Source organism: Actinoplanes sp. NPDC049599, assembly GCF_044465625.1.
Taxonomy (GTDB): domain Bacteria; phylum Actinomycetota; class Actinomycetes; order Mycobacteriales; family Micromonosporaceae; genus Actinoplanes.
In genome coordinates, this window is the sequence record NZ_JBITLX010000002.1 from 155,706 (window position 1) to 171,037 (window position 15,332).

Consider the following 15,332-nt stretch of genomic DNA (forward strand, 5'->3'; position numbering starts at 1 on the left):
CTGCGCGATACTGGGCGGATGAGCGAGCACTACGACCTGATCGTCCTCGGCGCGGGTCCCGGCGGCTACGTCGCCGCGATCCGCGCCGCCCAGCTCGGCCTGCGGACCGCCGTGGTGGAGGAGAAGTACTGGGGCGGCGTCTGCCTCAACGTCGGCTGCATCCCGTCCAAGGCGCTGCTGCGCAACGCCGAGCTGGCGCACATCTTCCACACCCAGGCGAAGACCTTCGGCATGAGCGGCGAGGTGAGCTTCGACTACGGCGTGGCCTTCGACCGCAGCCGCACGGTCGCCGACGGCCGGGTCAAGGGCGTGCACTACCTGATGAAGAAGAACAAGATCACCGAGTACGACGGCCGAGGCTCGTTCCGCGACGCGAACACCCTCGACGTGACGCTGAGCGCCGGCGGCACCGAGACGCTGACCTTCGACAACGCGATCATCGCCACCGGCTCGACCGTGCGGCTGCTGCCCGGCGTCGAGCTGAGCGACAACGTGGTCACCTACGAGACCCAGATCCTCGATCGTGACCTGCCCGAGTCGATCGTCATCGTCGGCGCCGGCGCGATCGGCATGGAGTTCGGCTACGTCCTGAAGAACTACGGCGTGGACGTCACCATCGTCGAATACCTGGACCGGGCCCTGCCGAACGAGGACGCGGACGTCTCCAAGGAGATCACCAAGCAGTACCGCAAGCTCGGCATCCCGATCCTGACCTCGGCCAAGGTCGAGACGGTCACCGACAAGGGCTCGTCGGTGGTGGTCAGCTACACGGCCAAGAGCGGCAAGAGCGAGACGCTGGAGGCGGCCCGGGTGCTGATGTCGGTGGGCTTCGCCCCCCCGCGTCGAGGGCTTCGGCCTGGAGCACACCGGGGTCGAGCTCACCGACCGCGGCGCCATCGAGATCGACGACCACATGCGCACGAACATCCCGCACCTGTACGCGATCGGCGACGTCACCGCGAAGCTCCAGCTGGCCCACGTGGCCGAGGCGCAGGGCGTGGTGGCCGCGGAGACGATCGGCGGCGCGGAGACGATGACGCTGGGCGACTACCGGATGATGCCGCGGGCGACGTTCTGCCAGCCGCAGGTGGCCAGCTTCGGCCTGACCGAGCAGCAGGCCCGCGACGAGGGCTACGACGTGCAGGTCTCGACGTTCCCGTTCACCGCGAACGGCAAGGCGCACGGCCTGGCCGAGCCGACCGGCTTCGTCAAGCTGGTCGCCGACGCGAAGTACCACGAGCTGCTGGGCGGCCACCTGATCGGCCCGGACGTCTCCGAGCTGCTGCCGGAGCTCACGCTGGCGCAGAAGTGGGACCTGACGGCGAACGAGCTGGCCCGCAACGTGCACACCCACCCGACGCTGAGCGAGGCCCTGCAGGAGGCGTTCCACGGCCTGACCGGCCACATGATCAACCTCTGACGGGCGGCGCGCCGGTCCCTGGCCCGGGGGCCGGCCGTGCGGCGGGTGCCGGCACGGCAGGAGCGGCGAGGCGTCGTGACCAACTTTTACATTGCACTTGTATTTTATAACGGCTACCGTGACCCCATGCAGATGGTCCCGACCCTCCGCAGGGTGGCCGCCCTGGAGGCCGCCATGTGGCGCAGCACGGCCGTCTGGCTCCGCCGCAAGCCGCTGCCACTCGCTCCCGGCGAGCAGCCGTTCGGTTATCTCGGCGTGGTCAAGCCGATCCTCGGCGTCTTCATCGGCCTCTCCGCGGTCGAGGTGCCGATCTTCGACCTGATCGTGCGGCACGTCGTGCCCTGGCAGCCGGCCCGCTGGATCGTGCTGGCGCTGGGCGTCTGGGGTCTGCTGTGGATGATCGGCCTGTACGCCGGCATGAAGATCCACCCGCACGTGGCCGGCCCGGCCGGGCTGCGGGTGCGGATGAGCTCCTCGCTCGACCTCACCGTGCCCTGGGCCGACGTCGCGTCGGTGAGCAAGGCCTACCGCTCCCTGCCGTCCAGCAGGAGCGTGCAGCTCGAGCCGGACGGCGACCGCACGGTGCTGAACATCGTCGTCGGCAGCCAGACCAGTGTGGACCTCCGGCTCCGCCGGCCGGTCGCCTTCGGCCTGCCGAAGGGCCGGTCCGCGCCGGTCGACGAGCTCCGGGTGTACGCCGACGATCCCGACGGCCTGGTCCGGGCGGCCCGGCGGGCCCTCGACGCCGAGCATGCGATCATGCCCCATGCCCAAGAAGGTTGATCCCGAGGAACGCCGCCGGCTCATCGCCGACGCGCTGATGCGGGTGGCGGCGGAGCAGGGCCTGGAATCGGTCAGCCTGCGGCACGTGGCGGCGCGGGCCGGCGTCTCCGCGGGGATGGTGCAGCACTACTTCCGCACCCGCGACGAGATGATGACCTTCGCACTCAGCGTCGTGCGGGAACGCACCCAGGCCCGGGTGACCGACGCGCTCGCCGGGCTGGGCGCCGACCCGCCACCGCGGCTGCTGCTGCGGACGATGATCGCGGCGCTGCTGCCGCTGGACGAGCCGAGCCGCGACAACGGGCGGGTGGCGCTGGCGTTCCTCGCGTACACGGCGGTCCGGCCGGCCGCCGCGGCCGAGCTGCACGAGGACACCGCGCAGCTGGCCGGTTTCGTGGCGGGCCTGCTGCGCGTCCCCGATCCGGCCGGCGCCGCGGCCGGCCTGCTGGCGCTGATGGAGGGCCTGGGCATCTACCTGCTGGGCGGGCAGTACACCGCCGAGCAGGCGCTGCGGGCCCTGGACGCCCATCTCGACCTGCTGCTGCCGTCCTGAGGTACCGTCCCTGCATGCGCCTGGCAGTGGGAGACGTCGATGTCGCGGAGTACGTGGCCGACCCCGCGGTGGACCCCCGCGACGGCCCCCGGCCCTACCTGCACCCGGTGCGCACGCTGGCCGGCGTGCCGGTGACCGACGTGCTGCCCGAGGACCACCGCTGGCACCTGGGCGTCTCGGTCGCGATGCAGGACGTCAACGGCGTCAACCTGTGGGGCGGCCGCACCTACGTCCGCGGCCAGGGCTACACCTGGCTCGACGACCACGGCCGGATCAGCCACGCCGGGTGGCTGGCGCAGGCGCCCGACGGCTTCACCGAGCGGCTGCTCTGGCTCGGCACGCGGGGCGAGACGCTGCTGACCGAGACCCGGGCGGTGGCGGCCCGGGCGGTCCCGCTGGGCTGGGAGCTCTGCTTCTCGTACGCGCTGAGCGCCGCCGACGAGGTCACCCTGGGCAGCCCCGCGACCAACGGGCGCCCGGGAGGTGCCGGCTACGGCGGCTTCTTCTGGCGCGTCGCCCCCGGCCCGACGTCGACGTTCACGGCGTCCCGGCGGGGCGAGGAGACGGTCAACGGCAGCGACGAGCCGTGGGTGGCGCTGACCGGGCAGGGGCCGTACACGCTGGTCTTCCGGGGCCTGAGCGGCGACGACCGCTGGTTCGTCCGCACCGGCGAGGGCGGCTACTCGGGCGTGTGCGCGGCCCTGGCCTTCGAAAAACCTCTGGTGATCCGGCCCGGGGCGCCGCTGGAACGGGACCTGACCGTGCTGGTCGCCGACGGCGAGCTCACCCGGGACCAGATCACCACGTGACCGGCTCCCGGCCGGCCGCGCGGGAGGTCTGAACCCCGGTCGCCGGGACGACAACGACCCGGTGGTCTCCCGCGGGGGACTGCGACCCGGTCTGCGACGTCACGCTGTGTTGCCGTGGCCGACCCAGCTCACCCGGAGCCAGCAGCGGGACCGGGACCAGGACCGCCGCAACTGTTCGGCCCTCAGGTCCAACCGTCCGAACAGGAGCTGACCCGTGGCCGCACCTGCGGGCCACCTTTGCTGGCGCAGGCGCCCGGACGGCGACGAGGTCGAGCGGTCGGCGCACCGGGCGGTGACGGTGCTGGTGCGCGCGCTCAACGACCTCCTCGACCCGGCCGTGGACCAGCTCGCGACCGATATTCCCGCGGACTCCCCGACGATCGATGCCAAGGGGACACTGACCGTATCCGGTCGTCCCGGATTTCGGGCCGGCCTCCCACCAGGCAGGTAGGTGTTTCACCATCCGGACCCCTCGCGCCCATGAAACTTCACATTTCGCCCGAAAACCCGCGTCCGGCGAGGGTCCACGCGCAATCTTGTGACGGCAGGGTGAGGAGAGTCTTTTGCGTGGTTGGTGTATCGGGCGATGGCAATAGCCCGCCGGAGTGACGTGGGCCGCGCGCCGACCGCCACCGACGCGCAGGATTTCGTTCTTGTTGATGTGGTGTGAGCTCCGAACCTTAAGTCCACAAGATCGACAATTCGCTGCTCGCTTCGTGTCTTTTACGCTCTTTGTTCGCTTAGGGGTTCTGCGGTGTGAGAATCCTGCTCAATGTGTGGGCCGGTGCTGCGGGTTCGGCGGTGGGCAGGCCTCCGGCAATGCTTGGCGCGGCCGTTCGGCGCGGCAGAAGCGTGTCGCCCGTCCGGGGGATGGCGATCGATCATCACAACAGCCATGCAAAAGACTCAGGAGCGAACCACAACGCACCAAGATCGACACCACGATGGAATCCCCCGGTCACTCGTGGACCGGTCGCAGCCCGGCGGGTGCCCGGTCGGCGCATCGGGTTACCGACATCCGCACCCCCGCCTCCGGACAGGCCCGTGCACCCACCGGCGTCAGGGAGGACGAGAGTCGTTGGGTGAAAAGGGCCTGGGCGGGGCCCCAGGAGCCGCGACAGACCCTGCTCCGAGACGGTGGACAGTCCCCGACGGCCACTGCCAAGGCCTCGTCAAGCAATCCCTTCCAGGACCACACTGCCCGCCAGCCGTCACCCCTCCCCCGCGGTCCGCGTTCCCGAGCGGCCATCGATACCTCGTGTCCCTTTGAGGCGAGGCGGCGCTACGGGGGTGGCAGGTAGGTGGCGTACACGGTGAGGGGTGCGCTCTGCGCCGACTCCGTGCCGGCGGCTGCCACGGCGACCACCGTGTAGGTATGCCGGGTGCCGGCGCCGACAGTCAGGGACAGCTCGGTGCCGGTGGTCTCGCCGGCGAGGGTCGCGCCTTCGTAGACCCGGTAGCCGGTCGCGGGCTCCTCGCCGGACGAGGCGGTCCAGGCGAGGGTGATCGCCGTGGCGTCCACGCCCAGCGGCGCGTTGCCGGTGAGCGTCAGGTCGGCGGGCTGGGCGGCACGGCCGGCCGGGCCGGCGAGCGTGGTCACCGTGACCGCGGTGCCGCGGGGGGTCTCGCCGCAGCCGTTCGGGAGCGTGGCGGTCACCCGGAAGGTGTGCCGGGAGCCGGACGCCAGCCCGGTGACCATGGCTTCCGGTCCGGCCGCGGTGACGACCGGCCGGTCGCCGTCGAGGACGGTGTAGGACGTGGCCGCGGATGGGAAGACCCAGCGCAGCCGCACCGAGGACGGGGACACCGCGGTGGCGGTGAGCCCGATCGGCCGGGGCGGGACGGCCTGGCACGCCTCGGTGCTCGCCGGCAGCGGTGCGGTGTGGGTGGACTCGTCGCCGGCGGCGTTCAGTGCCGCGACGGTGAAGGTGTGCCACGAGGCGTGGTAGAGGCGGCCGACCGTCACGGTCGTGCTGCTGGTGCGGGCCACGAGGGTGTCGCCGTCGTACACCGCGTACCGGGACGGGGCCGGCCCCTCGGCTGCGGTCCAGGAGAGCCGGACCGTGGTGTCGGTCCGGCCCGCGACCGTCAGGGCGGACGGCGCGGCCGGGCGGGCGGCGCTGCCGGCGGCGGTCGTCAGGGAGCCCAGGGCGACCGGGACGGTCTGCCCCAGGCAGTTGTTGTAGCGGTAGAGCCCCGCGCTGTACGTCGTCTCCGGGGCCAGTCCGCCGACCCGTGCGCTGGTTCGCGTGGTCCGGCCGAGGCTGACACCGCCGACCCGCAGCTCCAGGTCCTGCCACAGGGGATGCCGCGGCCACGACAGCGAGGCAGCCGAGGCGGTGATCGCGGTGGCCGTGATCGTCAGCGGGGCGGGGCTCAGGCACTCCGGGTTCACGCCGGACGCCCAGGCGTGCCCGCTGACCGGTGCGGTCGGGGCCGACTCGTGGCCCTGGCCGTCGACGGCGGTGACGGTGTAGGTGTGGGTGGAGTTGAAGGCCACCGCCACCGTCGCGGAGGTGGTGGTGGCACGGGCGACGACCTGGCCGTCCTCGTACACCTGGAACCCCTGGGCCCGTGGGCCGGTGCGGGGCTGTTCCCAGGACAGGCTCATCGAGGTCGTGCCGGCGCCCAGCGACAGCCGCTGCGGTGTCGCGGGCGCGTTGCTGTCTGCCCGAGCGGGTGACCCGGGCGTCAGTGCGGCGAACACGAGCAGGAGCGCAAGCCAGCGGCGCATGGGTGTCCTCTCCCCGGACGGCCGGGCCATCCGTGACTGTCAATGCGTTCAGCAAAGGGTCTGCCTACCGAACTGTCAAGCGCCGTTCACCGTTCAGGATCGCGGGGCCGTCAGGTCGCGGTACAGCTCACCGCCGGCCCGGCCGTCGTTGCCGGGCCGCGCGGCCGTCGTCCATAGTGGTGTGGTGCCGAAGGGGCTGACCTACGCCGACGCCGTCAGGCTGCTGGGCGGGTCGAGCCCGTTCGTCCGGGCCGCCGACACCGTGCTCGGCGGCGCGCTCGCGCTCGCCACCGGCGGCGGCAGCGACGTCGCGCTGAGCCTGTTCGACGCCAAGACCGAGGTGATCCGGCTCGGCCACCTGGTGGCCGGGCAGATCACCGAGACGGTACGCGGACTCGGCCGCCACGACCGCAGCCGGCGGCTCCAGGCCGCGCACGGCGTGCTGGTCGTGACCGCCTTCTTCGAGGCGCTCGACGACTGTCTCGGCACGGCCGGCCTGGCACCGCCCGGCTTCGGCCGCGACGACCAGATCATGCTGGCCGCCCGGACCCGGGTGGCCGGCGACTGGCCCGAACGGCTGCTCGCCGGGGACCTCCCGGTGCCGTCCCCGGCGCAGCCCTACGACCGGTTCCTGCGCGACCTCGAGCAGCACTTCGACGTGCTGGCGGTCACGATGATCGACCACCTCGCCGGCCTCGCCGTCTGGGACGGCTCCGACGAACGCACCCGGCGCGCTGTGACGGACCTGCTGCACGACCGCCTGCCCGAGCGGGCGGTGCAGCGGTACGAGGAGGCGGCCCGCCGGCTGGCCGCGGAGGTGCCGGAGTTCGCGATCTGGACGCGGCTGCTGGAGTCCCGGGCCGCCGCGCGCGGCCTGGAGGCCCTGGAGGCGGCACTGCTGCGCGTCACCTCCCACCGCGACCCGGTCCGGCACCGGGCCGCGCTCGCCACCGCGTACCGGGCCGAGCTGGACCGGCCGATCCTCGGCGGCGACGTCGGCGACCTGCTGATCCCGGCCCTCGGCGCCGCGTACGTCGATCCGCGCTTCCGGGTGAAGCCGGCCGGCGCGGGCTCCCGGCCGGCCGAGGAGGAGTGGTGGGACACCGAGCCGCGCGGCGACTTCGCCGGCTTCCTGGCCACCTACGTGACCACGCCGCAGGCGGCGGACGCCCCGATGCTGCTGCTCGGCCAGCCCGGCGCCGGCAAGTCGTCGCTGACCAGGATCCTCGCCGCCCGGCTGCCGGCCGCGGACTTCCTCGTCGTGCGGGTCGCGCTGCGCGAGGTGCCGGCCGAGGCGGAGATCCAGGACCAGGTGGAGCAGGCGCTGCGCCGCACCATCGGCGAGACCGTGTCCTGGGCCGACCTGGCCCGCGACGCCGACGGCGCGCTGCCGGTCATCCTGCTCGACGGCTTCGACGAGCTGCTCCAGGCGACCGGCATCCACCAGTCCGACTACCTCCAGCGGGTGGCCGCGTTCCAGCACCGCGAGGCGGTCCTCGGCCGGCCGGTGGCGGTGCTGGTCACCAGCCGGGTGGCGGTGGCCGACCGGGCGCGGCTGCCGACCGGCGGTCTCGCGGTGCGGCTGGAGCCGTTCGACGACCCGCAGCGGGAACGCTGGCTGGCCATCTGGAACGCCGCCAACGCCGACCGGCTGGCCCGGGCCGGCCGGCGGCCGCTGCCGGTCGCGGTGCTGCGGCGCTTCCCCGACCTCGCGTCGCAGCCGTTGCTGCTGCTGATGCTCGCGCTCTACGACGCCGCCGGCAACGCGCTGCAGGACGACGGCGAGAGCTTCGACACCGGCCAGCTCTACGAGCGGCTGCTCACCGAGTTCGCCGACCGCGAGGTGCGCCGGGTGCACGCCGGCCGGCCCGAGCAGGCCATGCCCGAGCTGGTCGAGGCGGAGCTGCTGCGGCTGTCCGTGGTCGCCTTCGCGATGTTCCACCGCCTGCGCCTGTGGGCCACCACGGCGGAGCTCGACGCCGACCTGGCGGGCCTGGGCCTGCACCCGTCGGCGCCGGCGCGCACCGAGGCGTTCCGGACGCCGCTGACCGCCGGGCAGGAGATGGTCGGCCGGTTCTTCTTCATCCAGCGGGCCGAGGCCCGCCGCGACGAGCAGACCCTGCAGACGTACGAGTTCCTGCACGCCACCTTCGGCGAGTACCTGGTGGCCCGGCTCGTCGTGCAGGCGGTGCAGGACGCGGCCGCGCGGGCGAACGCCCGGACGTTGCGGCTGGGTGCCGCGGACGACGACGACCTGGTGCAGTCGCTGCTCGGGTTCACCCCGCTGACCGCCCGCACCACCGTGCTGCCGTTCGCCACCGCGCTGCTGCGCCGGTCCGGCAGCGCGACCCTGCGGGACTGGCTGGTGGAACGGCTGCGGGTGGCGGTCACCCGTCCGCAATACGTGCGGCGGCCGTACCAGCCGGTGGACAAGCGCATCGACCACTGGATGGCGACGTACTCGTTCAACCTCATGCTGCTCACCCTGGCCTGCGGCGAGCCGGTGCGGGCGACCGAGCTCTTCCGGCACGCGAGCGACCCGGCGGACTGGCTGCGCGGCACGGCCCTGCAGTGGCGGGCGGCGGTGCCGAGCGACATGTGGCTGGACGCCATGGAGACCATGGAGATCACCCGGTGCTGGGCCGGCGACGGCCGCCGCGACCTGATCCTGGCGGCGTCGGCGGAGAACCACGTCGCGGACATCGACCCGTACTGGTCGCACCGCCACGGCCCGGACCAGGACATCCGCGACTCCTATCCGGGCGGCGGCTTCAGCAACTACTTCCCGCTCGGCCCGGTGCTGAAGTCGATGCACCTGATCAACGCCCTCAGCGACGACGCCCTCCGGCACGTCGTGGAACCGCTGATCGAGCGCCTGCCGGACACCGTGGTGACCTTCGCGATCCACGGCCCCGAGGACGCCGAGTCGATCGCGCACAGCCTGGTCCGGCTCTGGCTCGCCTCGGCGTCCGACGAGCCGGCGGAACTGTTGCTGACCGCGTACCGCCGGGCGGTGACCGCGGTCGCGATCCGGGCGTGGGGGCCGCCCGGCAGCGCCATCGCTTCGGCCGCTCCGGCCATCGGCCTGGTGCTGCACGCGCTCGGCACCGACGCCCACCGGCTGCCGGCGGCGGACGTACGGCAGCTGCTGAGAACGATCCGGTCCAGCGAGTACTTCGACGCCCGGTCGCACCTGGTGCCGGTCGTCGAGTGCCTGCTGGCGTCGGATCCGGACGAGGTGGTCGGCGACGATGACGAGCTGGCGGAGGTGCTGTCCGAGCTGGAGCTGCTGGACGACGCGGTCGAACAGGTACGCGCGAGGCCGGGCCTCGCCGCGCGGGTGGCCGCTGCTCGGCGGCGGCTGCCGGGCGCGGAGGCAGCCCCGTAGCCGTGCATCATTTGCCCTCGTCATCCGTCCCCGGAGCGGGTGGTTCCTCCCGCCGCACCTTCTTGGCGACGGCCAGGGCGGCCAGGACCACACCGAGCGCGGCGCTGACGAAGTCAAGGACCGACGCGGCGTCGGGAAGCCAGGACCACATGAGATGAACTTCCTCTCATCCACGTGAATGGGTCGTTCCATCGTCAAGCCCGGACATCCGGTACGGCCATCACGCCGAACAAACCCGAACAGTTTTCGCGGACTTGCCGTCTCGACAGCACCCATCCGCCGTCGCCTACATTCGGTACATGAGTGATTACCCCGAGCACTCGCGTAGTGATCAAGACGGCCCGGACCCCGCCGACCGGATCAAGCACGCCTTCGCGAAGCGCCTGCACGAGGAGAAGACCCGGTCCGGGGCTTCCCTCCGCCGGCTCACGAAGCTGACCACGCGGCTGGGCCACACCTACCCCCCGACGTCCATCGCCGACCGGATCACCGGCAGGACAGCGGTGCGGTGGGATTTCGGCGAGACGTTCCTGCGCGCCTGCTACCTCCTCCGGGACCGCGAAGGCGATCTTGATCTCGACGAGTGGCACGAGGACTTCGACGAGATGGAGCGCCAGATCGCGCGGCTCGGGCAGGGCAACCCGGAGTGGCCGCGCATCGCCGGGCGGCTGCCGCGCAAGGCCGGCGCGTACCAGCACCGGAGCGCGGCCCAGACGGCCCGCACCTTCCTCGCCGCCCACGCCACCGTGGTGATCTCCGGTCTGGACGGCGTCGGGAAGACGCAGCTGGCGGCGGGGATCGCCCGGTCCGTGTGGGACGCCCACGAACTCGACGCGCTGATCTGGATCGCGGCGTCCACCCGCGCCACGATCGTCGCCGGCTACGCCGAGGCCGCCCGGGTGCTGCGGGTCGGCGGCGAGGCCGATGCCGCGACCGCCGCCGACCGGCTGCTGGCGTCGCTGGGCGAACCGAACGGCCGGCGCTGGCTGACCGTGCTCGACGACCTGACCGATCCCGGCGAGATCCGCGGGCTGTGGCCGCCGACCACCGAGTGGGGCCACACCATCGTGACGACCAACCGGCAGGACGCGGCCCTGGACGGCGAGGACCGGCAGTTCCTGCACCTGGGCCCGTTCGAGCCGGAGGAGGCGCTGCGCTACCTGCACCGCCGGATCCGGTTCCCGTCGGCCGGCCGGGACGCCGCGCGGCTGGTCGCCGCGGACCTCGGTCACCTGCCGATCGCGATGGCCCAGGCAACCGCGTTCATGAAGGACCGCGGGCTCGACTGCCAGGCCTACCGGGACCGGCTGCACCACAGCCGGCTGGTCGACGTGGCGCCCAAGCCGCTGCCGGACGACCACACCGAGCCGCTGGTGCGCACCTGGGCCATCTCGGTGGAACGGGCCGACGAGCTGTCGCCGCAGGGCCTGGCCCGGCCCATCCTGGAACTGGCCGCCCAGCTCGACCCCGGCGGCATCCCCGCCGAGGTGTTCACCTCGGCCGCCGCGAACCGGCACCTGACCCGGCGGCGCGGCCGGGCGACGACGGACAGCGACGCCGGCGACGCGCTGCACTGCCTGCAACGGCTCAGCCTGGTCGACTTCGACACCAGCTTCACGAGGCTCCGGATCAACCGGGTCCTGCAACGCGCCGTCCGCGAGTCCATGACCCCTCGGGACGCCACCGAGGCCGCCCTCGCCGCCGCCGACGCCCTGCTCGCCTGCTGGCCCGACGAGGACCAGCGCATCGAGTTCGAACGGGTGCTGCGCGCCAACGCCTTCGCCCTGCTCGACCACTCCGGCGACGCGCTCTGGCCCGGCCGCCTGCACCAGGTGGTCTTCCAGGCCGGCAACAGCCTGTCCCGGGACGGCCTGACGGCGGCGTCGACCGACTTCTGGGAGCGCCTCCTGCCGACCGCGACCGCCCGGCTGGGCGCCGACCACCCCGACACCCTGACGATCCGGAACAACCGCGCCTGGTCGTACGGCCGGGCCGGCGACCCGGCGCGGGCGCTGCACGAGCTGCGGGCCCTGCTGCCGGCCCGCGCCCGGGTGCTCGGCCCCGACGCCGTCAACACCCTGGCCACCAGGCACGGCATCGCCTTCTGGCAACACGACTCCGGCGACCCGGCCGGCGCGGTGGCGGCGATGGAGGAGGTGCTGGCAAGCTACGTCCGCGTGCTGGGCCCACGGGACCGCGACACCTTGAACACCCGGCTGAGCCTGGCCCTGTGGCGCGGCGAGACGGACGGCCCGGAGGCCGCGATCACCCGGCTCCGGCAACTGGCCGACGACCACCGCGCGACCTTCGGCGAGGATCGCTCCCGCACCCTCGACGTCAGCTACCACCTCGCGGACTGGCTCCGCCGCGCCGGCCGCTATCCGGAAGCCCGGGACCTGGCCGAAAGCCTGTGCGCGAACTCCACATCGGCCCTGGGCGCCGACCACATCGACACGTTGCTGGCCCGGTGGCTCCTGGCGGACGTGCTGCGGGAAGCGGGCGAGGACAAGCGCGCCCTGGACGAACTCCACCTGCTCCATACAGACCTGGTCCGCGTCCACGGCGCGGACCACCCGGACGCCCGCTCGCTGGCAGCGGAAATCGCCCGGTTGTCCCCCGAGAGCCGGTAACGCCCGACGGCCCGATCCGCCCAGGCCCGGAGGATGGCCGCGGGGGCTCCATCTGCCGGGCCGCGTGGGCTCTCCACCAGCCAAGCCGCGTGGGCACCATCAGCCAGGCCGCGTGAGCACCACCAGCCGGGCCGCGTGGGCTCTCCACCAGCCAGGCCGCGTGAGCACCATCAGCCAGGCCGCGTGGGCTCTCCACCAGCCAAGCCGCGTGAGCACCATCAGCCAGGCCGCGTGAGCACCACCAGCCAGGCCGCATCGCCGGGGGCGGCGCGTTGCCGGGACCCGTGACCACCGCAGGTCCCGCCACGGGGACGTGTTCCCCGCAGTCAGCTGCCGTCATCGGAATTCGACCGCCGGACCGCCGCGACCGCCCCGTCGATCGAAAGTCCAGGCGCGGCCCAGCATTCCTGCAAAATGCATTCTCGAAGCCCAGGTAATTGGCACGATCGAGCGCGAAAATTGTCGGCCGGGCGCGAGATAATGGACCCATGCGGCAGCTACAACTGTTCACCACGGCGGAACTGGCGGCTATGCGCGACCGGACCGCATCCCGCAACTACTCGCCGGAAGGTGACGAATTCCGCCGCGTGCATCAGCGCCATCGCGATTGGGGACTGGCCCGCCGCCACGCCGAACGCCTACGCCGGGTGAGGTCCCGCGAGTTCCGGCCGGCAGACCCGGCGCCGGATCGTTCGGGGCCCGCAGCGCCGCGCGAACGAGCCGGAGCAAGGCCCGACCGGCGAGCCCACGTCGGCACGCCATCAGCGGCAACCTGCGCCCGAGGGGGATCTGTCGGCGCACGCCACCAGCGGCCGACACCCGCCGCCAAGCCGGTAGCCGATCACGGGGTCGCCGGTGCACGCGACCGCAAGCCGCCCGACCAGCACAACAACGGCAACAACCAAGAGCCCACACCCGGCAACCACCGCCAGCCCAACGACCAACCCCGCCCGGCAATCACCGCCAGCCAGCCGACCAGCCCGCGCCCGGCAGTCACCGCCAGCCCCAACGGCCAACGCACGCCCGGCAACCACCGCCAGCCAGCCGACCAACGCACGCCCGGCAATCACCGCCAACAACCCGACCAACCCGCGCCCGGCAACCACCGCGAACCCAACGACCAACCCGCGCCCGGCAACCACCGCCGGCCCAACGACCAACCCGCGCCCGGAAACCACCGCCAACAACCCGACCAACCCGCGCCCGGCAACCACCGCCGGCCCAACGGCCAACGCACGCCCGGCAATCACCGCCGGCCAGCCGACCGAGCCAGGACCGGCAGCAACTGTGCGTCCTCGGTGCGGCCCGCGCCGGAGAGCCATCGACCAACCCAGGCACCGACGAGAGCGCACTCCCATCCCTCACCGCTACCATTTCCCCGAAATGACCGCAGCCCCGCAGAAGCCGTCACGACAAGAAGCAGTCCACCGCCGACATCAACCTATTCCACCCGCCCCGAAACGGCCGTCAAATCCGAGCAGCATCATTCCCCGCAGCCACTCGACAAATGCATCCCGGCAGCCGGAGAAAGTGACGGATCATCGACATCAATCCGGCCTTTCCGCCCGAGCCGCCGGCACGGTCGCGAAGGCCTGTCCACCCGCACGGCCGCGCGAAGGTCACCCCCGGCCGGGAAAGGACCTCGGCACCGCCACCGAATACGCCGGCACCGCCCACGGCACCCCCGACTCCGATGGCAGTTTCAGCGTCTCCGCCGCCTCCCGCAGCACCTCGTTGATGCCCGGGATCACCTGGATCCGCTCCGGGCCCTCCCCCACCGACATCACGAACGCGTCGTCGATCGGGGTCGGCGGGTCCGCGCCCGGCCCGGTCAGCGCCTGCACCACTGCCGTGAAGCCCGCCGTGCGTTCCAGCGGTGCGACCAGGGCGACGCCGGACCGGTTCCGGCGGTGGGCCACCAGGTTCTCCAGCAGGTCGGTCCGGCCCGGCGGGCCGGTCTGGCCGGGCAGTTCCAGCCGGTCGGTCGGGTATTCGAGGGTTGCCCGGTCTGCGGCGCCGGTCACGATCACCGAGCCGGCGATGAAGTCCTCGCCTGCCAGCGTCACCGCGGCCATCAGGCGCAGGCCGCTCGCGAACGTCACCCGGGCGAATGCCGTGTCGTCCACCTCGATGTCCCGGGTGCGGTATCGCTCCGCCTCCAGCAGCACCGGCTCTCCCGCGTCCGCCGCCGCGGCCACCGCGAGGCTCTGCATCACCGCGTGCGCCAGCGGGTTGACCAGCGCGCCGTCGAGCACCGGGCGACCGTCGACGACCTTGCGGCCGGACCACGGCGAGCGGGCGTAGTAGGCGTCGTCGCGGCGCCAGGATGCGATCGTGGCCACGCTGTCGAGCGCGCCGAGGCGGCCCGCGGCGACCGCGTCGAACAGGGTCTGTGCCGCCAGCGAGCCCAGCGCCTGGAAGCCGACCTGGCAGGCCAGGCCCGAGGAGAGCACCGCCGCTTGCAGGGTGGCGTGCGCCTCGAGGTTCGGCACCGGGGGTTTCTCCAGCAGCACGTCGCAGCCCGCCGCCAGGGCGTCCAGGGCGATCGGCAGGTGGGTGTGCGGCGGCGTGCAGATCACCACCACATCCGGCTCCGCCGTCGCGAGCAGGTCGCGGTGGTCGGTGAAGACTGCCGCGCCGCGCGGCACCGGCGGGTCCGGCTCGATCGGCTGTACGTCGGCAAGCGCCACCAACAGCACCGACCCGGTCCCCTCGAGCTCGGCGATCCGGCGGCGGTGCGCCCGGCCGTGCCCGTTCGCGCCGATCAGCCCCACGGTCGCCGTCATGCCACACCCTTCAAGGTCGCCCCACCACCGCTGACCGCCGGCCCGAAACCGGAGGGCGTCCCGCCAGCGCTAACCGCCAGCCCAACATCAGAGCACGCCCCAACACCGCTAACCGCCAGCCCAACACCAGAGCACGCCCCAACACCGCTAACCGCCAGCCCAACACCGGAGGACGCCCCACGAGCACCTGCCGCCAGCCCAGCACCAGAGGACGCCCCACCACCGCATG

10 protein-coding genes and 1 pseudogene are annotated in these 15,332 nt (G+C 72.7%); 8 read left to right on the plus strand and 3 right to left on the minus strand.

Annotation, left to right across the window (positions count from 1 at the left end):
* Positions 1-18: 18 nt before the first annotated feature.
* The 6 genes and pseudogenes from ACIBQZ_RS03945 to ACIBQZ_RS03970 all read left to right on the plus strand — a co-directional run.
* A pseudogene (locus tag ACIBQZ_RS03945) lies at positions 19-789 on the plus strand (dihydrolipoyl dehydrogenase family protein); the annotation flags it as partial.
* A gap of 112 nt (positions 790-901) precedes the next feature.
* Positions 902-1,420 (plus strand): FAD-dependent oxidoreductase, encoded by a 519-nt coding sequence (locus tag ACIBQZ_RS03950; RefSeq protein WP_396087356.1) that lies wholly within the window; start codon positions 902-904, stop codon positions 1,418-1,420.
* A gap of 126 nt (positions 1,421-1,546) precedes the next feature.
* Positions 1,547-2,203, plus strand: coding sequence for a hypothetical protein (locus ACIBQZ_RS03955; RefSeq protein WP_396086939.1), 657 nt, complete (start codon positions 1,547-1,549; stop codon positions 2,201-2,203).
* A complete protein-coding gene (locus tag ACIBQZ_RS03960; protein WP_396086940.1) occupies positions 2,187-2,756 on the plus strand; it encodes a TetR/AcrR family transcriptional regulator in 570 nt (189 codons plus the stop codon). The genes ACIBQZ_RS03955 and ACIBQZ_RS03960 overlap by 17 nt, the downstream gene beginning before the upstream one ends.
* Positions 2,757-2,770: 14 nt before the next feature.
* On the plus strand, positions 2,771-3,565 hold the full coding sequence (locus tag ACIBQZ_RS03965) for a PmoA family protein (RefSeq protein ID WP_396086941.1): 795 nt from the start codon (positions 2,771-2,773) through the stop codon (positions 3,563-3,565).
* A gap of 214 nt (positions 3,566-3,779) precedes the next feature.
* Positions 3,780-4,016: a hypothetical protein gene (locus tag ACIBQZ_RS03970; protein WP_396086942.1), complete on the plus strand. Its 237-nt coding sequence runs from the start codon at positions 3,780-3,782 to the stop codon at positions 4,014-4,016.
* Between the two features lie 831 nt (positions 4,017-4,847).
* On the opposite strand, the gene ACIBQZ_RS03975 is transcribed toward ACIBQZ_RS03970, so the two are convergent.
* Complete coding sequence (locus tag ACIBQZ_RS03975) at positions 4,848-6,299, minus strand: fibronectin type III domain-containing protein (RefSeq protein ID WP_396086943.1); 1,452 nt, start codon at positions 6,297-6,299, stop codon at positions 4,848-4,850.
* A 184-nt stretch (positions 6,300-6,483) separates the two neighbouring features.
* Between ACIBQZ_RS03975 and ACIBQZ_RS03980 the strand changes: the two genes are divergently transcribed.
* Positions 6,484-9,687 carry an NACHT domain-containing protein gene (locus ACIBQZ_RS03980; RefSeq protein WP_396086944.1) on the plus strand — a complete coding sequence of 1,068 codons (3,204 nt, stop codon included), beginning with the start codon at positions 6,484-6,486 and terminating at the stop codon, positions 9,685-9,687.
* Between the two features lie 7 nt (positions 9,688-9,694).
* On the opposite strand, the gene ACIBQZ_RS03985 is transcribed toward ACIBQZ_RS03980, so the two are convergent.
* The gene (locus ACIBQZ_RS03985; protein ID WP_396086945.1) at positions 9,695-9,838 is read right to left on the minus strand and encodes a hypothetical protein; all 144 of its coding nucleotides are present in this window, start codon (positions 9,836-9,838) and stop codon (positions 9,695-9,697) included.
* A 148-nt stretch (positions 9,839-9,986) separates the two neighbouring features.
* On the opposite strand from ACIBQZ_RS03985, the gene ACIBQZ_RS03990 reads away from it, so the two are divergent.
* Entirely contained in the window at positions 9,987-12,317 is a 2,331-nt protein-coding gene (locus ACIBQZ_RS03990; RefSeq protein WP_396086946.1) for a tetratricopeptide repeat protein, read from the plus strand.
* Between the two features lie 1,619 nt (positions 12,318-13,936).
* Here the strand turns inward: ACIBQZ_RS03990 and ACIBQZ_RS03995 are convergent.
* Positions 13,937-15,103: a Gfo/Idh/MocA family protein gene (locus ACIBQZ_RS03995; RefSeq protein ID WP_396086947.1), complete on the minus strand. Its 1,167-nt coding sequence runs from the start codon at positions 15,101-15,103 to the stop codon at positions 13,937-13,939.
* Positions 15,104-15,332: the final 229 nt, after the last annotated feature.